General features: G+C 64.0%; 16 protein-coding genes. 11 read left to right on the top strand and 5 right to left on the bottom strand.

What is annotated here, in order from left to right; all coding sequences use genetic code 11:
• Positions 1–92: 92 nt before the first annotated feature.
• The 5 genes from PLANPX_RS16085 (at position 93) to PLANPX_RS16065 (ending at position 6,050) form a co-directional block, all read left to right on the top strand.
• Entirely contained in the window at positions 93–2,639 is a 2,547-nt protein-coding gene (locus tag PLANPX_RS16085) for a ComEC/Rec2 family competence protein (RefSeq protein WP_172992105.1), read from the top strand.
• Positions 2,640–2,983: 344 nt separating this feature from the next.
• Positions 2,984–3,991 (top strand): acyl-CoA desaturase, encoded by a 1,008-nt coding sequence (locus PLANPX_RS16080; RefSeq protein ID WP_152099712.1) that lies wholly within the window; start codon positions 2,984–2,986, stop codon positions 3,989–3,991.
• A gap of 236 nt (positions 3,992–4,227) precedes the next feature.
• Positions 4,228–4,641 carry an SgcJ/EcaC family oxidoreductase gene (locus tag PLANPX_RS16075; RefSeq protein WP_152099711.1) on the top strand — a complete coding sequence of 138 codons (414 nt, stop codon included), beginning with the start codon at positions 4,228–4,230 and terminating at the stop codon, positions 4,639–4,641.
• 146 nt (positions 4,642–4,787) lie between these two features.
• Positions 4,788–5,345: a hypothetical protein gene (locus tag PLANPX_RS16070; protein WP_152099710.1), complete on the top strand. Its 558-nt coding sequence runs from the start codon at positions 4,788–4,790 to the stop codon at positions 5,343–5,345.
• 207 nt (positions 5,346–5,552) lie between these two features.
• Positions 5,553–6,050 carry a DUF1648 domain-containing protein gene (locus PLANPX_RS16065; RefSeq protein WP_152099709.1) on the top strand — a complete coding sequence of 166 codons (498 nt, stop codon included), beginning with the start codon at positions 5,553–5,555 and terminating at the stop codon, positions 6,048–6,050.
• A gap of 43 nt (positions 6,051–6,093) precedes the next feature.
• On the opposite strand, the gene PLANPX_RS27420 is transcribed toward PLANPX_RS16065, so the two are convergent.
• Positions 6,094–6,507 carry a hypothetical protein gene (locus PLANPX_RS27420; protein ID WP_172991747.1) on the bottom strand — a complete coding sequence of 138 codons (414 nt, stop codon included), beginning with the start codon at positions 6,505–6,507 and terminating at the stop codon, positions 6,094–6,096.
• On the opposite strand from PLANPX_RS27420, the gene aroF reads away from it, so the two are divergent.
• Together aroF and PLANPX_RS16055 are read left to right on the top strand one after the other, a co-directional pair.
• A complete protein-coding gene (gene aroF, locus PLANPX_RS16060; protein ID WP_232536142.1) occupies positions 6,506–7,474 on the top strand; it encodes a 3-deoxy-7-phosphoheptulonate synthase in 969 nt (322 codons plus the stop codon). The genes PLANPX_RS27420 and aroF overlap by 2 nt on opposite strands.
• A gap of 134 nt (positions 7,475–7,608) precedes the next feature.
• Complete coding sequence (locus PLANPX_RS16055; RefSeq protein ID WP_152099707.1) at positions 7,609–8,433, top strand: arylamine N-acetyltransferase family protein; 825 nt, start codon at positions 7,609–7,611, stop codon at positions 8,431–8,433.
• A 221-nt stretch (positions 8,434–8,654) separates the two neighbouring features.
• On the opposite strand, the gene PLANPX_RS16050 is transcribed toward PLANPX_RS16055, so the two are convergent.
• Positions 8,655–10,940 (bottom strand): hypothetical protein, encoded by a 2,286-nt coding sequence (locus tag PLANPX_RS16050; RefSeq protein WP_152099706.1) that lies wholly within the window; start codon positions 10,938–10,940, stop codon positions 8,655–8,657.
• 199 nt (positions 10,941–11,139) lie between these two features.
• Entirely contained in the window at positions 11,140–12,849 is a 1,710-nt protein-coding gene (locus PLANPX_RS16045; RefSeq protein ID WP_152099705.1) for a hypothetical protein, read from the bottom strand.
• Between the two features lie 291 nt (positions 12,850–13,140).
• Here PLANPX_RS16045 and PLANPX_RS16040 point away from each other — a divergent pair, with 291 nt between their 5' ends.
• Positions 13,141–14,376, top strand: a complete 1,236-nt coding sequence (locus tag PLANPX_RS16040; protein WP_152099704.1) for a Glu/Leu/Phe/Val family dehydrogenase — start codon at positions 13,141–13,143, stop codon at positions 14,374–14,376.
• 189 nt (positions 14,377–14,565) lie between these two features.
• Here the strand turns inward: PLANPX_RS16040 and PLANPX_RS16035 are convergent, their stop codons facing one another.
• A complete protein-coding gene (locus PLANPX_RS16035; RefSeq protein ID WP_152099703.1) occupies positions 14,566–15,591 on the bottom strand; it encodes a threonine aldolase family protein in 1,026 nt (341 codons plus the stop codon).
• A gap of 237 nt (positions 15,592–15,828) precedes the next feature.
• Between PLANPX_RS16035 and hisD the strand changes: the two genes are divergently transcribed.
• The 3 genes from hisD to PLANPX_RS16020 all read left to right on the top strand — a co-directional run bounded on the left by hisD (position 15,829) and on the right by PLANPX_RS16020 (position 19,492).
• Positions 15,829–17,250, top strand: a complete 1,422-nt coding sequence (hisD, locus tag PLANPX_RS16030) for a histidinol dehydrogenase (RefSeq protein WP_152099702.1) — start codon at positions 15,829–15,831, stop codon at positions 17,248–17,250.
• Between the two features lie 129 nt (positions 17,251–17,379).
• A complete protein-coding gene (hisC, locus tag PLANPX_RS16025) occupies positions 17,380–18,435 on the top strand; it encodes a histidinol-phosphate transaminase (protein WP_152099701.1) in 1,056 nt (351 codons plus the stop codon).
• Between the two features lie 157 nt (positions 18,436–18,592).
• Positions 18,593–19,492 (top strand): TerC family protein, encoded by a 900-nt coding sequence (locus PLANPX_RS16020; RefSeq protein WP_152099700.1) that lies wholly within the window; start codon positions 18,593–18,595, stop codon positions 19,490–19,492.
• A 101-nt stretch (positions 19,493–19,593) separates the two neighbouring features.
• Here the strand turns inward: PLANPX_RS16020 and PLANPX_RS16015 are convergent, their stop codons facing one another.
• Positions 19,594–20,883, bottom strand: coding sequence for a hypothetical protein (locus tag PLANPX_RS16015; protein ID WP_152099699.1), 1,290 nt, complete (start codon positions 20,881–20,883; stop codon positions 19,594–19,596).
• Positions 20,884–20,919: the final 36 nt, after the last annotated feature.

The following is a 20,919-nucleotide window of genomic DNA, read 5'->3' as shown; positions in this document are numbered from 1 at the left end:
CGTATTGTTCCGCCAAGCGGGGCGGTCAGCAACCCACGAACGAGATTTCGCATCGTGGGTGCGCTTCGAGTAGACTGACGCCAAGTTGGCAGGTGGCCTTTAGCGGTGTTGAAAAGCGGTTGGAATCACTCGACGCGACAGCCGAATCGCCGTTGCCGCGGACGCCTTATCGTCCGTTGGCGTGGCTGGCCGTCGCGGGCGGTCTCGGCGTGGCCGCCGATCATGCACTTCATTCGCGGCTCGAGGCGAGTTTGTTCGGCGTGTGGTGGATTGGGGCCGTGATCGCGCTCGTTTGTGCCGTCTGCGCGGGTCGCCGCGGGGGCGAGCGTGCGGCTGCTGCGGCGCTGCTCGTGGCGGTCGGCTGGATCGGCGGGGCTTGGCACCATGCGTGTTGGAACGAGTTCCCTGCCGGCGATCTCGGCCGCTTCGCGCGGGAAGAATCGGCTCCGGCGTGCGTTGTCGGTGTACTCGCCGACAGAGTAAAGGTGTCGCCGCCGGGGGATCGGAGTCCGCTGCGGGCGATGCCCGCGCCGCTAATCAGCGAGACGACGCTGGAGGTTGAGCAGATTCGAGACGGCGTCGGGTGGCGGACGGCGGGCGGGCTGACGCGGTTGCGGGTGGCGGGCGAATTGCATGGCGTTGGTGCGGGTGATCGCGTCGTCGTGTTCGCGCAGCTCGCGCGGCCGGCGCCGCCGCTCAACCCGGGCGAGTACGACTGGGCCGCCCACGAACGTCGCTTCCGCCGGAACAGCGAACTTTACTGCGAGTATCCCCGCTGCGTCACGGTGACGAGCGCAGCCCCGCAGGTCGGCCGCGATGCGCCGCTCGCCGCGGTGCGCGATTGGTGCGAGCAGCAGCTCACGGCGAACGTGCCGACGCGCGACGCCCCGCTGGTGCTCGCAACGTTACTCGGCGATCAGGAGCGATTGAGCGAGTCGACGAAGGATGCGTTTCTCAACACGGGGGCGATTCACCTGCTCGTCGTGTCGGGCGCCCATGTGGCGCTGCTGGCCGGGATGGTGTGGTGGATCGTGCAAGGCGTGCCGCTCGGCAACGCGTCGCGGCTGACGCTGATGCTCGCCACCGTGGCGATTTACGCGCTCGTCGTGGGGCTGCAGCCGTCGGTGACGCGGGCGACGATTCTCACTCTGATGACCGTCGTGGCACTAGTGAGCGGGCGGACGCCGTCGATGGGGAACATTTTGGGGCTCGCGGCGCTCGCGGTGCTCGCGCTCAACCCGTGCGAGCTCTTTCGCGCGGGGACGCAGTTTAGTTTTCTGGCCGTGGCGATATTGTTCGTCCTGTCGCGTTGGGAGTGGCGGGGCGAGCCGCGCGATCCGTTGCGACGGATGATCGTTTCTTACTACTCCTGGCCGCGGCGCGTAGTGCGGCGTGCGCGGCAAGCGGTGGTGGCGATGACCGTGTCGTCGCTGGTGGTCGGCGTCGCGATGGCTCCGCTGGTGGCGTACCACTTTCACATCGTGACGCCGGCGGGGATTTTGCTGACGCCGCTCGCGGGGCCGCTCATTGCGGTCGCGCTGGGGGCGGGACTAGGAGTCGTGACGATCGGCTGGTTCGTGCCGCCGGTGGCGTGGGGGCTCGGGTGGGTGTGCGGAACCTCGCTGCACTTGGCGGAGTGGCTGGTGCAATTCGCCGCCGAGATTCCCGGCAGCTTTTTCTACACGGCGGGCTTTCCGGGGTGGTGGTCGCTCGTGTTTTATGGCGTCGCTGGGTTGTGGATCGCCCTGCCCCGCTGGCGGCCGCAGTGGCCGGTGCAAACTTTCGCCGCGCTCGTGTGGGTCGCCATCGGTTACGCGGCGATTGGCTTCGGCCGCGTGGCGCCCGACACGCTGCGGTGCACGTTCCTGGCAATGGGACACGGCACGTGTACGGTGCTCGAATTGCCGAGCGGGCAGACGGTGCTCTACGACGCGGGGAGTCTCGGTTCGCCTGAGGCGGCGACCAAGTCGATCGCCGCCTTTCTGTGGTCGCGTGGCATCAACCGGATCGACGCCATCGTCCTGTCGCATGCCGACATCGATCACTACAACGCGCTGCCGGGACTGCTCGAACGCTTTCCGATCGACGTCGTTTACGTCTCGCCGATGATGTTCGACCCGGTCGCGACCGGCGGCGATCTCACGGCGCCGAACTACCTGCGCGATTGCCTCGTCGCTGCCGGCATCCCGCTGCGCGAGGTGTGGATGGGCGACCGCTTGCGAACGGCCGACGCCGATGTCGCGATCGAAGTCCACCATCCTCCGCGCGAGGGGCTGATGGCCCGCGACAATGCGAACAGCTTGCTGCTGGCGATTGAGTTCGACGGCCGCCGCATTTTGCTGCCGGGCGATCTCGAGTCGCCCGGCATCGAGCAGGTGATCGCCGACCCCGCGTATGACTGCGACATTCTGCTGGCGCCCCACCACGGCAGCCCGCTCAGCGACCCGCCCGGCTTCGCGGCGTGGTGCTCGCCCGAGTGGGTAATCTTCAGCGGCGGCGAACGCGACCGAACCATGCTGTCGCAGCAGTCGTATCAGCATGCGGGGGCCGTCGTGCGCCACACGGCCGTGGATGGCGCCATCAGTTGCGTCGTCCGGCGGCAAGCCGCACTCGATGTCTCGACCTACCGCTCGCAGTAAGTTCCCGCCCTGCAACATGTTGCTCATGAACTGTAATTGAGACGCTGTCGCAACAAGATCTCTGGCACGCTCTAGCGTCGTTGCGAGCAATTCCCTATCTTTACGGAGTCGGAATCTGTGGAGGGAATCGAAATTAGGTAGTTCAGCCGTGCCCAAAATGGGCGCGCCGTCGCGCTCAATCGCGCAATCCATGGCGGCGTGAAAAACTTCGGCGAGCGCCCTGCTTCATTCCCCGCCAATTTCCAATTCGTCCCGCCCGCATCGCCCGCTTCACACCTCGACCATCGGTGACTTGGCGTCGCGCCGAACTCACCTGATTCACGATACGAAAGGAATCACAGCCGATGTCCACGGTCACCCCCAAGGGTTTACAGAAACGCTCGAAGCGCGAGCCAGTCGACCCTAACGGCACGGCGATCGACGTCAGCGAGGCGATGAGCAACGCCGCGCTGCTGAAAATGGTTTCCTCTTACATTCGCGCTCGGCGCCCCTTCAAGGAATTCGGCTTCAATTGGCCGATCGTCTCTTGGATCGGCATGGTCCACGTAATGGCCGTCGCCGCGCTGTTCTTCTTCAGCTGGCCGGCGTTCATCACTTGCGTCGTCCTGGCGTTCATCACCGGTAGCTTCGGCGTTTGCATGGGCTACCACCGGTTGCTGACGCACAAGAGCTTTCAAACGTATCGCCCCGTCCGCTGGTTGCTCGCCTTCCTCGGCGGCCTGTCGGGCGAAGGCTCGGCGCTCACTTGGGTCGCCAATCACCGCAAGCATCACGCCTTCAGCGATCACGAAGGCGACCCCCACTCGCCGACCGACGGCGCGTGGTGGAGCCATGCGTTCTGGTTCATGCCGAACTTTGGCCGCAAGTGGCACGCGGAAGTTCTCAATCGCTACGCCCCCGACATGATGAAGGACAAGGTGATGGTCGCGCTCCATTACCTCTTCCTCCCATCGCATGCGGTCTGCGCCGGTATCCTCTACGCGATGGGATACTTCGGTCCCGAAAGCTGGGGCCTCGGCGGCAACTGGGCCGGCTGGTCGATGGTCCTCTGGGGCCTCGGCGTGCGGATGGTCTACGTCCTGCACGTCACCTGGTTCGTCAACTCGGCAACGCACCTGTGGGGCTACCGTAACTACGAAACGACCGACAACAGCCGCAACCTGTGGTGGGTCGGCATCCTCGCCTTCGGCGAAGGCTGGCACAACAACCACCACGCCTACCAACGCGTCGCTCGTCAGGGCCACCGCTGGTGGGAAGTCGACGTCACCTACTGGTCGATCTGGATGATGGAAAAGGTCGGCCTGGCGTGGGACGTGGTGCGGGTGCGGGATATCCCGAAGGCTCGGGCGTAAAGCGGCGAGCGTTTCCGCAGGATTTAAAAAAGATCAACGAGCGAGGCGTCCGAATGGGCGCCTCGCTTTTTTTATGAACTGGTGGCGCTAGGGCTCAAACTGGCGTGTTGGAGCAACAAGCGGATCCATCTTGCGTTCGACAGCCGCCGAGATTCAGATTCGTCTCGACGATGTCCTGCGGCTGCGCCGCCCCCGATTGAGATCGTGCGTAACCTGCGCCACAAACTCTGACCAACATGAATAGACCAGAAGACGCCCCCGTTGCATTTCAAGCGGCTTGGAATGCTCACGACATGGCCGCGCTCGGCGGCCTGTTTGCCGAGGACGCGACGTTCGTGAATCGTTTTGGGCACTTCGTCCGGGGCAGCGATGCGATCGTGGCGCTGCACGCTCCGATCCACGAAACGATCTATCGCGACTCGACGCTTGCGAACGAATTGCTCGACGTCGCGCACATTGCTGACGGAGCGGCGGTCGTCCATTTCTGGAGTCGCCTCACGGCGGGCGTCGCTCACCCGGCTGGGCCGCAGCAGGTCGATACGCTGATCCTTGCTGTGCTGATCAAGCAGGGCGAAACGTGGCGTATTCGCGCACTCGAAAACGTGACCCTGACAAACCCGCGGACCGGCGAGGCGATCTTGCGCGGGTGAATGCGCAGCTCTGCGGCGGTCGTTAGCGCGGCGACAGCGTTGCAGGCGTTCTTTGCGGTACTCGTGCGCGGCGGCTAAAATTTGCGACGTCGCTGGCTCGCCGACGAGCGGCTTTGTTTTTTTGCGTGGCTGGGGGATGGTCGTTGATGGATTTGTTTAATCACAAAGTCGAGGTAACGTTCGTCGACGACGCCACCGGCGGGGCGTTCGCCTCGGCCGGCATGGAGGCTGCCGATCTTCCCGAAACGTTTGCGATCAGGACGTCGTTGCGTTTGGTCGATTCCGATTGGTCGGTCGTGCATGCGGAACCGCGGACGCGCGCGGAGTGTGCGAAATCTGGCGCCCTGACGCTGCGGCTGCGGAAAATCGAGACGATGCCGACGGACGAGATCGCGTTCAGTCAGCTCGATATCACCGAGAACATCGACGACAATCAGAATCTCGGGAAGGACGAGTGGATTGCCACGACGCAGCTGAACTCGAGAATTCCTAATCCCGAAGCGGCAGGGCTCCCCGCGCCGGGCGCCGACGCAGACGAGGTTTATCGTGCGGCGTTAGTGATGTCGGCGATTAGAGAATCGATCCCGCTGCCCGACGACGGCGTCTACTGCCCGATCTGCCATATCGCTAGCGTCGATCTCGCGAAGTTGCGAACCCCTTGCCCGCAGTGCGGACGCGAGTTGTTGAAGTTTGGGTGGACGTAGGTCTATTGAGATCGTGCGCTGCGGGCGGCGGTAGGTGGCATGGCCTCGACGGCACTGCGGCGTGGCCATGTCGGCGTGAGTCGAGCGGGCTTCCGCTGCTGAAACTCTCTCCCATATTGCAGCGATTGCAGCCTTCCAAGATCATGCACTACGCAGCGAATCATCTACTTGATCGCTGAAGTTTTTCGCTAATCAGGTAAGCCAGCCATGGGAAAACTCGCCCCGCCAGTCATCGCCGTCGTCGGCTATTTTGGATTCCTCGCTGCGATGGCCGCCACTTACAGCCGGTTGCCGGAAGTCGTCGCATCGCACTTCAACGCCAACGGCGTTCCCAATGGGTGGATGCCGCGCGACTCGTACGTGTGGACGATGGTCGGCATCGTGACGTTCACCACGGCGCTGCTCGCCGGGATGTTCGCGCTGGTCCGTTACTTGCCAAAGGGCATGGTCAATTTGCCGAACCGCGACTATTGGCTCGCTCCCGAGCGACGCGACGAAACGAGCCGGGCGCTCGGCAGCTACGGCTTGGTGATGGCCGGGCTGGTCTCGCTCAACTTCCTGGGGTTGCAACTGCTAGTGGTGAAGGCCAACGAATCGCAACCGGTGGAACTCTCCAGCGGAGTCTGGTGGATTCTGGCGGGATTCTTGGCGATCACGGGCGTGATGACGGTCGCGATCTACCGTCGGTTTTCGCGAACGCTGTAGTGGCATTTCGGGCGAGTTTTCGTGAAGATTTTTGGTGCTGTCACTAACGCGGCGTTGCTGCTGGAACAAGTCTCTCGGTCTTCATCGAAAAAATCCCGGCAAAAAATCTCTTGCTAGAACCGGATCTCCTGCCGACAATACAACCGTGATGACCACGTATCTGTACTACTTCTGGTTTAGCTTTACCGACGCGTTCTTTTTTAGAACGGGCGTCGTGGCCGGAGGTTGTGCGTAGACGAATCATCGCTAAGCACCAAACCAACCGAAGCCCCGGGCGCCCTAGGACGCCCGGGGCTTTTTTCGTTGGTGGGGTGAAAAAGGGCGTAGCCAATTCAAAATTCCCCCCTGGATGAACCAGGGGGCTCGCATTCAGAAAGCAGAAAAACCATGTATTGGAGCTCATCCCGATGATTGTTGTGATGAAACGTTCAGCCAGTGAAGCGGATATCAATGCCATGATTGCTCATGTTGAATCGAAAGGGCTGAAGCCCAACGTTATTCGTGGTTCTGAGCGGACCGTCATCGCCGTCGTCGGCGACGAGCGGATCGCTGGGATCGGGTCGCTGGAAAGCGGGCCCGGGGTCGACGAAGTGCTGCCGATTCTGGCGCCTTACAAGCTTGCCAGCCGGGAGCTCAAGTCGGAGCCGACCGTAGTGCAGGCCCTCGGCATGAAGGTCGGCGGCGTCAACATCGGCGTCATGGCCGGGCCTTGCTCGGTCGAGAGCGAGGAGCAGATCATCGCCTCGGCGAAGGCGGTGAAGGCGGCGGGGGCGACGGCCCTCCGCGGCGGGGCGTTCAAGCCGCGCACCAGTCCGTACAGCTTCCAAGGGATGAAGGAAGAGGGCCTCAAGCTGATGGCCGCGGCCCGCGACGTGACGGGGCTGGCTGTGGTGACGGAAGTCGTCGCCAGCGAAGACGTCGATCTCGTTTCCAAATACGCCGATGTGCTGCAGATTGGCGCGCGCAACATGCAGAACTACCGGTTGCTTGAGGCGGCCGGCAAATCGCCGCGGCCGGTGCTGCTGAAGCGCGGCCCGAGCGCGACCGTCGATGAATGGTTGTTGGCCGCGGAATACATTCTCGACGCCGGCAACCCGAACGTCATGCTCTGTGAGCGGGGCATCCGCACGTTCGAAACGCACACGCGGTTCACGCTGCCGCTCGCCTCAGTGCCGTACGTGCAGGCGAAGACGCACCTGCCGATCGTGATCGACCCGAGCCACGGCACCGGCCACACGCACTTGGTGACGGCGATGTCGCGGGCGGCGATCGCGGCGGGCGCCGACGGGATTATCGTCGAGGTCCATCCGAACCCCGACAAGGCGATGAGCGACGGCTACCAGTCGATGAACTTCGATCAGTTCGCCGAGATGATGAAGCAGTGCGGGCGGATTGCCGAGGCGATGGATCGGAAGCTGGGGTAGCGTTGCACCGCCGATTTCGGACTTGTGGGAGGCGTCTCCGACGCCGATAACGTTTTGCAATCCGTACGTGCATCGGTCGGCGCACCGGAATCGGCGTCGGAGACGCCTCCCACACGGTCCACTGGAGTGACACGATGCCTGACCTCAACCTCGACCGTTACTTCCACCGCATCGGCTATGCCGGCGAGCGGACGCCGACGTTGGAAACGCTGCGCGAGTTGCACCGGCGGCATGCCGAGTCGATTCCGTTTGAGAATCTCGACTCGCTGTTGCGCCGCCCGGTGCGGATTGATCTCGATTCAATTCAGCGGAAGTTGGTCGAGGAGCAGCGCGGCGGGTATTGCTTCGAGCAGAACGGATTGTTCAGCGCGGTGCTCGAGGCGATCGGCTTTCGGCTCACGCGGCTCGCGGCACGGGTGGTTTACACCGGCGATCCGCACGCGTTTCCGCCGCGGACGCACATGCTCATCCGCGTCGACCTCGGCGACGAGTCGTATCTCGCCGACGTTGGGTTCGGCGGCATGGTGCAAACGGGACCGTTGCGGTTGGCGGTCGACGTCGAGCAGTCGACGCCGCACGAACCGTTCCGCATGATTCGCTGGGAGAACGATTACCTCATGCAGGCGAGCATCCGCGGCGGATGGGTTCCGCTCTATCGCTTCACGCTCGACCCGCAGGCGCCGTCGGACTACGAGGTCGGCAACTGGTATGTGTCGACGTATCCCGAGTCGCTGTTCGTGAACCACCTCATGGCGTCGCGGCCGGCGCCGGGCGTGCGGTATGCGCTGCGGAACAACGAGCTCGCGATTCACCATCTCGGCGGGAACACGGAGCGGCGGACGCTACGGACGGCGGACGAAGTGCGCGAGGCGCTGCGCGACTTGATGCAGATTCGCTTGCCGGAGGGGGCGGAGCTGGAGGCGTTGCTCGAGCGGTTGGCGAATTCGCCGAGTTACTAACCAACTCCACCACAAAACTGTCTGGCTCCCTCCCCCTTGAGGGAGCAACGAGCACGGTCGCCAGCGGCGATCGAGCGGAGGCGGTAGTCCGTGCGCAGCACCGGCTGGGGAGGGGGTAATGAACCATGGTACCCGCTGCCTTCATCCCTCCCTAACCCTCCCCCTCAAGGGGAGGGGACCACACAGGCGAGTTTCATACGGGCGAGCAAGGTGCGGGCGAATTAGTGATTCGCCAGCCAAGCAGCGATTTCGCGTTGAACAAGCGCCGGCTGCCGCGCGAGCAACAGCGAGTGCTCGCTATCGACGACGTTCGCGACTCCCGGCGCATTGACGCCGGCCGATTCGGCGAACGTCTTGAGGTGCTGCTCAAGCTCTTCGACCGTCCCAAGTTGGTCGGCAGTCAAACGATAGACCGCAATCATCGGCTCCGCAGCCGCCTTGTCGAGCGACGTGATTTCGATCGTCCGCTTGTCGACCGGTCGCCAGGCGAGGCCAAGCGGTTCGAGCACCTTGTCGAGGGCCGCTTCCCACGGGGTACCGCTCGAACTGCAGGCAATGCGCGTGTTTGGCCAGAGTCGCACGTCGGCGAGCGCCGGCCAATCGACGAGCACGGCGACTTGCATCTCTTCCTGCCAGTGGCGGAAGATTTCTCGCAGCGGCGTGTACTGCGAGAAGGTGAACGTTGCGGGGGCGCCAAGCCGTTCTTGCAGGGCGACCGCCGGGGCGACGCCGCCGATGAGGGCGGAGGGATACTTGCTGCGGGCTGGCTTTTCAAGGGCGGCGCGGCTCCGTTCGAGCAGCAGGAGAATGTCGTACTGCACCGCTTCGCCCGCGGAGACTTTCAGTTGCTTGCCGTCGACGGCGAGCGTTCCGGTTCCGCCGGCGGCTTGCCACGTGTCGGGCGCCACCAGCTTTTGAATGTTCTCGGCAAGCTGCGCGATCGCTTGTTCGTCGCCGGCGAGATCGTCGACGGCGTAGGTGACGTCGCGGCGCGGATTGTTGCCGCCGCGAATAAGGATAATCTGGTCATTGACCACCACCGGCTGCAAGCGGAGCGGCTTCAGCGCGGCGGCGAGGAAGTCGAGAATCGTGGCGTCTTCGACGGCGGCGGTCGCCGGTTGGCCGGCGGAGACGGCGGCAAGTTGGAGTTGCTCCGGCGCGACGCTGATCGGAATGCCGCTCATCTGGACCGACAGGTCGAGCAGCCGGCAGAGCGGCATGTTGTTAATCTTCAGCTGCGGCGTCTTCCGCTCAAGCAGCACGGCGACGCTTTCGGCCGTGGGGGCGCCCGCCTGCTGATCACGGCGGACGGCGTCTGGGGCGGGTGGCGCTTCGGCGGCGGGTTGATCGGCGCCGGCGGCGTCGTCCGAGTTGACGCTGAGCGCGGCCGACTCCTGTTCAGGGAGTTGGCTCTCCTCGATCGGGTTCTTCGGCGGGCCGCTGCGGAGCGTCGAGAGGCTGAGCCCCTCGGGATCGATGTCGAGCGGATCGATCCGCAACCGCGGCTCGTCCTTTTCTTTCTCGGCTTCCGGCTCGGCGGTTGCGGCTTCGTCGGCAGGCGCCGCGGCGGGTTCCGCTGACTCGGCGGGGGCGGGAACGGCCGGCACGTTCGCGGCGAGTTGATTGTCGGCTGGCGCTGCTGGCGACGCGGCGAAGGGATCGTCGGCGAGCGCAACTTCAGTTTGCGCTGCAGCCGCAGGTTCGACAGGTGGTTGCTGCTCGTCGGTTATGGGCGCTGGCTCGACCGTGGCGGGATCGGCAGGCGCCACCGGTTCGGTCGCGGCAATCGCCGTCGGATTCGCGGGGATGCCGTTCGGTTGAGTCGTGGCGACCGGCGCGGGCGGAGCGAGCGTCCGCGTTGGATCGTCAGCGCTTCCCATGATCAGCGACAGCGCACCGACCATCACGGCCGCTCCGGCAAGTCCGCCGCCGGCAACCATTGCCGGAAACTTGACATGGCTCCACAACGATGGCGTGGGCGGCAGCGTCGTCGGCGCTGGCGGCGGCGCGGTAGCGCTGGCGGAGGGGATGTTCGCGGCGCTCTCAATGATGGAGCTAGTAGCGCCTGCGCTCGGCGGATCGCTGAACGCATCGACGGCGTCGTCGAACGTCGAGGCCACCACGGTCGAAGTCGCCGGCGGCGCGGTTTGCACTGCAGGCGTCGCGGCGGGAACGTCGGCGAGCGCGTCGCTCGCATCGAACATTGTCGTCGCCACCGCGGCTGCAGCGGCGGCGGTCTTTGCGGGGCGAGCGGTGGGGCTCGCCGTTGGCGGCGTCGCGGTTGGCGCGTCGGCCGTATGAGTAGCGATCGTCGGGGTAGTGGTAGGAGCAGTAGCAGCAGGACTCGGCGCGGCCGCGGCGGGCGCCGACGGCACATACCCCGCCGGAGCCATCACCTGCACCATCATGTTGCAGCGCGGGCAGGCGATGATCTGGCCGATCATCGACTCCTTGCGCACCGTCAGCACGGCACGGCAACTGACGCAGGTGACTTTGAATGGATCCACGCGTGCTCTCGAACGACTCTGTTCCCGGTTCTCGCTTAGCTTTGACGCTGCAACTGTGGGAGGCGTCTTCGACGCCGACACCGCTCTCCACTACAATCGATGAGCGGTCTACGAACCGTCATCGGGGTCGGAGACCCCTCCCACAAGCGGTCATCAGCGAGTTCCCCTCAGGTTTTTATTGTACCCGAACCGTGCCCAGTTAGCGGGTCTGGGAAAGAAATGCTGCGGGCAGCCGATCGCCACGTTTTTCGGCGGCAGTTCGCGTCGTGACGATAATCCGTTCCGCAGCGCCTGTTGTCGTCGGTTCGATGACGTAGACCAGCTTCTGCCGCGGGTCGGCGGGGCCGGTTGCCTGGCGGTCGGGATTCGCCCGGAGGAGGATTTCGAGCAAGATTTCGCCGGCTGGCCGATCGCGCAGATCGAGCCCCAGCGACTGATTTTTCGTGATGCCGTCGAGCTGCAGATCGCCGCCGGCGATGGTGATTTCCAGGCCCGTGTCTTCGGCAAGCAGTGCGACGGCTTGCTCGAGCGACTCCTTCGTGAAGCTGAGCGAAGTTTTCGCGGCGAGTTTGTCGGCAGTGGTCGTCGGCGCTTTAGCTGCCGGTGCGGCGCTAGCGATTGCTCCGTCGTCGCCGTGCGGCAGCGTCAGCAGCAACTCGCTCGCGGTGAGCAGGTTGTGCCCTGCCCTTGCCGGCAGATACGCATTGACGACGGCTTGCCGATCGTCGACGCCGCTGCGGGCAAAGCGGGCGAGAATCCGCAGCATGCCGGGGAGCCGGGCGATCACCTTGCGGCCGTAAGGATGCCAGGTGGCGTCCGCAATCAGGTTCTCGACCTCCGCCGGCGCCGCGGCGATCCGCTCGCGCATTTTCGCGGCGAGGCGAATCGCCGGCACGTTGAGCGTCGGCGTCGCGCGGAGTTCGAGGAACAAGTCGTCCCGCAAGTCGGCGCTCAGCATGACGGCGGTCGCTTCGTTGCCGAGCAGCCGCTGCAGGACGTCGTGGAGCGGCGCCGCTTCGGCGGTGAGCAGGTCGTTGCCGCTCGCTTGCAAGAACTTCGGCGCGACGAGGAGCGTGGCCGCACGCTCGGCATCGGAGTGTGCGGCGAGGGCTTCGATGTCTCGCACGAGCGGCGGCGCTTCGCCGGCGGATTCGACGAGGTCCTGGGCGAGCGCGGCGGGCGCGACAATCAGTGCGGGCGTAGGTTCGTTCGCGAGAAAGTAGGTGCGACCGTTCTGTGTGCGAACGGCGACGCCGTCAATTTGGGAATTAGTTGCTTTCGCCGTGCGCTCAACAAGCGCCGCGTTATCGAGCGGCTCCGCGAACTCCACGCGCAGCGTCGTTTCGAGCTTGTTGTCGTCGCTCACGGTCACGGCGACGAGCAACGCGGTGACTTCACTCACTTTTCCGCCGAGCAGCGACTCGAGTTCCGCGACGGCGCCCTGTCCCCACGGGCCGAGCGCGGCGCGGAGTCGCTCGCCTTCGGCGTGCTGTGCGATGTCGGCCGGACGGAAGTAGAGGAGGCATTGCGTGCCGGCGGGGACGTAGGCGAGCGAGATCGGCGGGCCGCTGGTTGGCTCGCCCCACAGGAGTTGGCCGGTCGGATCGTCGACGAGTTCTGCGGCGAGAGGGGCTGCCGATGCGGGGGGAATTGCGTCCGCGGGGGCCGTGGCGGGCGAGGCTTTCGGAATTGTAGCGCCGGGGGCGGGACGCCCCGGCTCGCTCGGTTGCAGAGGGGGATTGTTTGCGCTGAAGGAACTGATCAGCAGGTACGCGATGAACGCGACCGCTACAACGGCCGAAACGACGCTGCTTGCGAGCCAGAGTCGGCGGCGATCGGGTTTGGGGCGACGGGGCCGCAGGCTACTGCGGGGGATGTCGTCGAGGTGGTTCGGATCGTCCGGCGGCATATTGGTACGTGGCGGCAGAACAGTCGCGGCCGCCCGCTCGTAATGTTAAATAACGTAAACTTGAGTAGCAGTCACGTAGCCGCGGCGAGTATTAGTAGCCGCGGCACAACGAGCCGCCGGGCAACGCCAAAGGTGAAATGCGAAAGTGGAAAGTGGAAAGTGGAATAAACGCTGACCGCCCTCCCCTTTCCACTTTCGCATTTCCCATTTGCCTTCCCCGCTCGCGGCAATCGCTTTATTATCCACCCAGGCGACGTTCCCACCACCCAGGCACCGCAACCGGGACTTACGATGAAATCTTCTGAGGCGGCCCAGTTCTATTTCAGCCGCGCGGCCGACCAGTTGGAGCTCAAAGAGAGCATGCGGCGGCGGCTGATCATTCCCCGCCGCGAAATCCAGGTGCAGGTCTCCTTCGAGACCGACAAGGGCGAAGTCGCTACCTATGTTGGCTATCGCGTGCAGCACAACAACGCCCGCGGCCCCATGAAGGGGGGCTTCCGCTATCATCCGCAGGTCGATCTCGACGAGATCCGCAGCCTCGCCGCGCTGATGACGCTGAAGACCGCGGTGGTGAACATTCCCTACGGCGGCGCCAAAGGTGGTATCGCTGTCGACCCGCGGACGCTGAGCCGTACCGAGAAGGAACGGATCACCCGCAAGTTCATCGATCAGATTCACGACGTCATTGGGCCGGATATCGACATCCCGGCGCCCGACATGGGCACCGACGCCGAGACGATGGCGTGGATCATGAGCCAGTACAACAAGTACCACGGCTTTAATCCCGGCGTCGTTACCGGCAAGCCAGTGGAGTATTACGGCATCCCCGGCCGCGAAGAGGCGACGGGTCGCGGCGTCGGCATTCTCACGTTGAAGGTCCTCGGCCGCTTGGGCCGCAAACCTCAGCAGACGCGAATTGCGATTCAAGGCTTCGGCAACGTCGGTTCGCATGCGGCGAAATACCTCGCCGACGCTGAATGCAAAGTGGTGGCCGTGAGCGACGTGAGCGGCGCCTACTATCGCGCGGAAGGGATCGATATCCTTGGCGCCATTCGCTACTCGAACCAGAACAAGAATTCCCTCGCCGGTTACAAGGAAGCCGAAAAGATTCCTGGCGATCAGCTGTTGGAGCTCGACGTCGACGTGCTGATTCCCGCGGCGCTCGGCGGCGTGATCAACGAATCGAACGTCGACCGCATCAAGGCGCCGATCATCATCGAAGCAGCCAACGAGCCGGTCCGCCCCGAAGCGGACGAAGTCCTCGCGAAAAAGGGGACGCTGCTACTGCCCGACGTGCTCGCCAACGCGGGCGGCGTGACGGTCAGTTATTTCGAATGGGCGCAGAACCGCCAGTTCTACCACTGGAATCTCGACCGCGTGCGGCAAGAACTCGAACGAGTGATGTCGCAGGCGTTTGAATCGGTGTGGAATCTGTCCCGTGAGCGTAAGGTGAGTCTGCGGACCGCAGCGTTTATGGTCGGCATCGAACGCGTCGCGAAGGCGACGGCGCTGATTGGCGTCGCGTAGCGACTCGCAACTGCAGCAGCCGCGGCTCAACGAGCCGCCGGATCGCGACGAAAGAATTTATGATTTAGGATTGATGATTTCTGATGTGCTGACGAGCTACCTGTTACCCTTCCAAATCAGCAATCAGCAATCAGCAATCATAGATCTCTCCGCTCCGGCCGGTCGTTGACCGGCGGCTACTTTGCTCGGTTACTCGGATAATTCTAGCAAGATTTCCGCCGCCTGGGTGATCTGCTCCGTCGTCACGTCGAGATGCGTTACCGCGCGGACGCGGTATTTGCCGAAGGGATACATGCCGACCCCGTGCTCGGCGAGCCGCTTGCAGAAGTCGGCCGCCGTGCCGAGGCGTTGGTCTAGATCGAAGATGACGATGTTCGTCTCGACTTGCGCCGGCGCGAGCCGCAGCGTGTGCGATTGCCGTACGGCGTCGGCGAGGATTTGGGCATTCGCGTGATCGTCGGCGAGCCGGTCGACATGGTGGTCGAGGGCGAAGCTCGCCGCGGCGGCGAGGAGGCCGGCTTGCCGCCAGCCGCCGCCGAGGGCTTTGCGTAGGCGGCGGACCTCCTTGATGTGGTCGCGCGTGCCGACGAGCGCCGAGCCGACCGGGGCGCCGAGGCCTTTGCTAAAGCAGACGCTCACGGTATCGAACAGTCGGCCCCATTCCCTCGCCGCGATGCCACTGGCGACGACGGCGTTGAAGAGGCGGGCGCCGTCGAGGTGGCGGGCCAAACCATTCGCGGCGGCCCAGGCGGAAATCTGTTCGACTTCGGCGAACGGCAGCACGCGCCCGCCGCCGCGGTTGTGGGTGTTTTCGAGGCAGACCATCCGCGTGCGGGCGTAGTGAACGTCGTCAGGCCGGATCTTGTCTTCGAGGTGGCCGAGCGTGAGCAGGTGCCCTTCGGCGGCGATGCCGCGGCCGAAGACGCCGAAGAACTGGGCCGAGGCGGCCTGCTCCTGGTTGAGGATGTGGCACTCGGCCTCGCAGAGGAATTCGTCGCCGGCGCCGCAGTGGAGCCGCACGCCGATTTGGTTCCCCATGGTGCCGCTGGGGACGAACAGGGCCGCTTCCTTGCCCAGCAGGTCGGCCGTTTGTTCCTCGAGGCGGCGGACGGTCGGATCCTCGCCGAAGACGTCGTCACCCACCTCGGCGGCGGCGATGGCGGCCCGCATGGCGGGGGTGGGGCGGGTGAGCGTGTCGCTGCGGAGGTCGATCATGAGGGAGTGGAGAGGGTTCAGGTGTCGGGGTTCAGGAATTCGAAATGAAAGCCACCGGCTCTGCCGGTGGACGAGCTTCTACAGGGGCTGACTTTACGTTTCCTTCGTCCACCGGCGGAGCCGGTGGCTTTTACAGCACGTCGTTTTCAACGGGGGGTGAAACGCCCGCCTCCGCGGGGTACCTTGGAGCGTTCCTCACTATCCTGCATCCCGTAGCCAGCTTCAAGCTTCTCCGCCATGCCGCTCGCCATTCCACGCATCGACACTCGCGATCCTGGTTCGGCGGCGCAAATTGCCGCGCTGCGGGCGAAGCTGGCCCCCGAGGGGAACGTCGTCAGCGAGGCGGGACGGCGGAAGACGATCGAGGTATTTGGCGAACCGCTGACGCCGGTGCAAGTGGTCGAGCGGATTTGCGGCGACGTCCGCGAGCGCGGGCTGCCCGCGCTGCTGGAGTACACGGCCAAGCTTGATGGCAAGCAACTCACGGCGAGCGACCTGCGCGTGCCAGCGGCGGAACTGGCGGCGGCCCACGCGGCGGCCAATCCCAAGCTACTCGATGCGGTGCGGCGGATTCGCGAACGCATTTTGAAGTTCCAGCAGGCTATTCTCCATCAGACGGTGACCGTGCCGACGGAGCACGGCGGCTATCTCACGCAGCGGTACTTGCCGCTGCGGCGAATCGGCGTGTGCGTGCCGGGCGGCGCGGCGGCGTATCCGTCGACGGTGCTCATGACGGTCGTCCCCGCGCAGGCGGCGGGTGTGGAGCAAATCGCCGTGGTGGCGCCGCCGACGGCGTTTGGGTCTTACAACCAGGATTTGCTGGCGACTTGCCATGAGCTGGGCGTCACCGAGGTCTATCGCGCGGGCGGGGCGCAGGCGGTGGCGGCGCTCGCTTACGGGACTAATGGCAACACGGCGAAGACTGATGCGTCGGGAATCCCTCTCCTAGCCCCTCCCTGCGAGGGAGGGGGAATTGAAAAAGTCGACAAGATTGTTGGCCCGGGGAACCTGTTTGTGGCCCTCGCCAAGAAGCATGTCTTTGGCGAAGTCGACATCGATTCGATTGCCGGGCCGAGCGAGGTGATCGTCATCGCCGACGAGACGACGCGGGCCGATTTCACTGCGGCCGACCTCATTGCCCAGGCGGAGCATTCGCCCGGCTCGGCGATTCTCATTACCTGGCACGCGCCGCTCATCGACGCCGTGGCGGCGGAACTTGAAAAGCAGCTCGCGACGCTCGAGCGGGGCGAGCTCACGCGGCCGTCGCTTGAGGCGTTCGGCGCGCTAGTGCTGGTGAAGAACGCCGACGAAGCGGTGAAGCTCGCGAACGAACTCGCCACCGAGCACCTCCACCTCGCGGGACCAGCTGCCGAAAAGCTGGCCGATCGCATTCGCTACGCCGGCGCCATTTTCCTCGGCGCCTACACGCCGGTGCCGGTGGGCGACTACGCGGCCGGGCCGTCGCACGTCTTGCCAACCGGGGCGACGGCCCGCTTCGCGAGCGGCCTCTCGGCGAACGACTTCCTCCGCACCAACAGCATGATCCACTTCACCGAGACCGGCCTCGCCGCGATCGCCGACGACGTCCTCACCCTCGCCGCGAAGGAAGGCCTTACCGGGCATGCAAACAGCGTGGCGATCCGTCTTCAAAAGAATTGAACCACGACGACACGAAGGACACGACGAAAATTCAAAAGATGGATTCTTCGAAGTCTTGTTTCTCTTCTTCCGTCGTGCTCTTTGTGCCGTCGTGGTAAAGCTTCAGCAGTCAACAAAAGCTAAAAACAAATGTTCCGACCCAACATCACCGCGATGCAAGGCTACGTTCCCGGCGAGCAGCCGCGGGGGATGGAGTTTGTCAAACTCAACACGAACGAAAATCCCTTCCCCTGCTCGCCGGCGGTGAAGGCGGCGATTGGTCGTGTCTGCCAGAGCGGATTGCAGCGCTATCCCGATCCGATGGCGACCGCGTTTCGCGAACGGGCGGCGGAGCTGTTCAAGCACGAGGTGCCCGGCATCACGCCCGACTGGATTTTGTGCGGCAACGGCAGCGACGACATTCTCACGATCGTCACCCGTAGCTTCGTAGCGCCGGGGGGGCTGATTCGCTTTCCACGCCCGAGCTACATCCTCTACAACACGCTGGCGGCGATTCAGGGGGCAGAGTCAGAGACGGTCGACTTTAAAAGCGACTGGACGCTCGGTTCTGCCTTCACCGCGGCGAACGAGCGACTGCAACTCGCCTTCTTGCCGAACCCCAACAGCCCGACCGGCACGGTGATCGCGCCCGACAAGGTGGCGAAACTGGCTGCCGCTCTCCCCTGCCCACTCATCGTCGACGAGGCGTACGCCGACTTCGCGACGACGAACTGCCTTGGCCTGGTCGCCGAGAACGAGCGGGTAATCGTGACGCGGACGCTCAGCAAGTCGTACAGCCTCGCCGGGCTGCGGTTCGGCTTCGCGGTCGCCCAGCCGCAGATCATCGAGCAGTTGATCAAGGTGAAGGACTCCTACAACTGCGATTCGCTCTCGATCGCCGGGGCGACGGCGGCGATTGACGATCAGGCGTACTTTGCCAAAACGCGCGACGCAATTATCGCCACCCGCGAGCGAATGACGGGGGCCCTGCGCGGTCTCGGCTTCGAGTGCATCGACTCGCAGGCGAATTTTGTCTGGTGCCGGCACGGCAAGCGGGAGTCGCGCGACCTCTACCAGCAGTTGAAGGACGCCGGCGTCCTGGTTCGCTACATGAACTACGCCGGGTGGGGCGAAGGCCTCCGCATTAGCGTCGGCAGCGACGAACAGTGCGATCTTCTGCTTGCGAAATTGGGCGGGATGGTTTAGGAATTAACCGCCACTCAGAGCCCAAAACAGGATTTACCACGACGGCACAACGGACACGACGGGGGAGGATTCATTCCCTACGTTGTGTCCGCCGTGCCGTTGTGGTGCAATTTTTAAACGCGAATAACCGGCAACGTCCGGGATTAAAGAGAGAGTCATGGAAGAGTTGTTCACGTTGAATTCGATGGCCGCCCTCGCGACGCTCGCGATCTTGGAGATCGTGCTCGGCATCGATAACGTCGTCTTCCTCGCGATCCTCACCGGCAAGTTGCCGGCGGAGCATCAGCCGAAGGCCCGGACGCTGGGCCTGCTACTCGCCGCGGTCGGACGAATCACGCTGCTGTTCGCGATTTCGTGGGTGATCACACTCGATAAGACGGTGCTCTTCGACCTGCCGTTTCACATGCCGGGCTCGCATCCCGTGGTGGCAGAAGTGGAGCCGAAGGATGCGAAAGACGACGTCAGGCCGATCAAGGCGGACGATCCGTCGGAAGTCGACAGTCCCGCCGTCGTTGAGACGCTCGAAGAGGGAGGCACCCCGATCACCGCGAAGGATCTCGTGCTGATCCTCGGCGGGTTGTTTTTGCTCGGCAAAGCAACCTGGGAGATTGGCCATCAACTCGAACCACACCACGCCAGCGGCGGGACGAAGGTCTACTCGTCGCTCACCGCGGTGCTCGTGCAGATCATCGCGATCGATATGGTTTTCTCGCTCGATTCGGTACTGACCGCCGTCGGCATGGTGCGGCCGGAAGATTACCAGCACCACTGGGTCGCACTGGCGATCATGATCACCGCCGTCGTGTTGGCGATCGCGGTGATGATCGCCTTCAGCGGGCCAATCGCGAACTTCGTGAACCGGCACCCGAGCGTGAAAATGCTGGCGCTGGCGTTCCTGATTTTGATCGGCGTCGTGCTCGTGGCCGAAGGCCTCCACACGCACGTCCCGCGCGGCTACATCTACTTCTCGATGGCCTTCGCGCTGATGGTTGAAATGCTCAACCTGCGAGCCCGGCGGCACGTAACCGAAGAGAAAGAAACGTTGGAAGCGATCTAGGAGAAATGACGAAGCCAGAATGACGAATGACGAATGACGAATGGAAGAACGCTTGCGTCTCCCATTCGTCACTCGGATTTCGTCATTCGTCATTTGCGGGCCTACCGCTGGTACTCAAACCCAAACCGCGCCCCGTGGTAAAGCACGGTCGTGCCGTTGAGGCCCGGTTCGAAGTACGCGTCGAGACCAGTGCCCACGCCGTCCATCACTAGCGCCTGATAGCCGCCGCGGATGGCGACGCACTGGTTAATGCGGAACACGGCCGTCACGCCGACTTCGCCGATGTAAGCAATTTCGGAGAAGGTTTGCGACGTGCCGAACTGCGTGTAGCTCGACGAGCTCGTCGCGGGGGCGAGCGTCACGTTGTCAGGACCGGTGACGAGCGTATTGATCGTATTTTGCAACTGCTCGCGTTTGAAGTTGTTGTAGTAGACGCCGCCGTTGCCGTACGGCTCGACAGTGAGCCACTTGTTGAGCGACCAGGCGTCGCGGAGGGCGCCCAGCTGAAAGCCGATCATCCGGTTTTCAAGCTTCCAGACGTTATCGGTGTCGGTGAACACGTCGGTGGTCGCAGGGTTAGACGCCCCGGGCACGATCTTCGCGACGGTGAGCGCGTCCGTAAAGTCTTCGTCGGCCTGCACGTAACGGAAGCCGGCGAAGATTTTCGTCGGCGCCGTCGTCCGCCGCATGAAGTTCAGTTCAATCGAGTTGAACGTCGTCTGGTAGTCGAACGAGCGGACGCTATCGTCGCCAGGGTCATTGGGGTCGACATTGGGGTCGATGAACATCGCTGTGGCGTTGTAGTTGTTGATCCCCTCGTAGCCGACCTGGATGCCGAAGTCGGAATCGTTGTAGCCGGTGACGAAGATTCGTCCGCCAGGGCCGTAATCGAACTGGTCGAGCAGTTCTGGATTGAGCGCGACTGAGTCGACCACGCGGGCCCAATCGGCGCCGGTGCGCCGCAGCGCCATGCCGTCGACTTCGACGTTCCAATGGGGGCCGACGCACCAGTTGTCGCAGCTGCCGGGACCGGTGAGGTACGGAAACAGCGGCTGGTCGCAGCCGCAGCGGTTGTAGAAACTGCCCGCTCCGCCCCCGCCGCCGCCATTGCACGTGTTGCAGGTCGAGTCGATCGCCCCGGCGGAAAGCAATCCGTCCTCTTCCTCGGCGACCGGCAAGATAGCGACTTCACTCGCCGCCGTTTTCACCGCATTGGCGGGCGTTCCCAGGATCGTCGGCGTCGACTTCTCCGACCATATGTCGCCGCTGGCGAGATGGATGGTGTCCGAAAGCGACGGCGGCGTTTGGCCGAGCGCGGGCGCGGCGACGGAAAACGACGCCGCGGCTATCAGCAGTCGCGCCGAGGCTGGACGAGTGAAAAGCGATCGCATGCGGCTATTCCTGAGGTCGCGTGTCGCACCCCCGCG

The organism is Lacipirellula parvula (assembly GCF_009177095.1).
GTDB lineage: Bacteria > Planctomycetota > Planctomycetia > Pirellulales > Lacipirellulaceae > Lacipirellula > Lacipirellula parvula.
Note: the sequence above shows the minus strand (reverse complement) of the source record. Positions and strands in the feature narration are given on the sequence as shown.

Coding starts and splice junctions, on each gene's coding strand:
- PLANPX_RS16080 (WP_152099712.1), top strand. CDS start 2,984: ATGTCCACGGTCACCCCCAAGGGTTTACAGAAACGCTCGAAGCGCGAG.
- PLANPX_RS16075 (WP_152099711.1), top strand. CDS start 4,228: ATGAATAGACCAGAAGACGCCCCCGTTGCATTTCAAGCGGCTTGGAAT.
- PLANPX_RS16070 (WP_152099710.1), top strand. CDS start 4,788: ATGGATTTGTTTAATCACAAAGTCGAGGTAACGTTCGTCGACGACGCC.
- PLANPX_RS16065 (WP_152099709.1), top strand. CDS start 5,553: ATGGGAAAACTCGCCCCGCCAGTCATCGCCGTCGTCGGCTATTTTGGA.
- aroF (WP_232536142.1), top strand. CDS start 6,506: ATGATTGCTCATGTTGAATCGAAAGGGCTGAAGCCCAACGTTATTCGT.
- PLANPX_RS27420 (WP_172991747.1), bottom strand. CDS start 6,507: ATGGCATTGATATCCGCTTCACTGGCTGAACGTTTCATCACAACAATC.
- PLANPX_RS16055 (WP_152099707.1), top strand. CDS start 7,609: ATGCCTGACCTCAACCTCGACCGTTACTTCCACCGCATCGGCTATGCC.
- PLANPX_RS16045 (WP_152099705.1), bottom strand. CDS start 12,849: ATGCCGCCGGACGATCCGAACCACCTCGACGACATCCCCCGCAGTAGC.
- PLANPX_RS16040 (WP_152099704.1), top strand. CDS start 13,141: ATGAAATCTTCTGAGGCGGCCCAGTTCTATTTCAGCCGCGCGGCCGAC.
- PLANPX_RS16035 (WP_152099703.1), bottom strand. CDS start 15,591: ATGATCGACCTCCGCAGCGACACGCTCACCCGCCCCACCCCCGCCATG.
- hisD (WP_152099702.1), top strand. CDS start 15,829: ATGCCGCTCGCCATTCCACGCATCGACACTCGCGATCCTGGTTCGGCG.
- hisC (WP_152099701.1), top strand. CDS start 17,380: ATGTTCCGACCCAACATCACCGCGATGCAAGGCTACGTTCCCGGCGAG.
- PLANPX_RS16020 (WP_152099700.1), top strand. CDS start 18,593: ATGGAAGAGTTGTTCACGTTGAATTCGATGGCCGCCCTCGCGACGCTC.
- PLANPX_RS16015 (WP_152099699.1), bottom strand. CDS start 20,883: ATGCGATCGCTTTTCACTCGTCCAGCCTCGGCGCGACTGCTGATAGCC.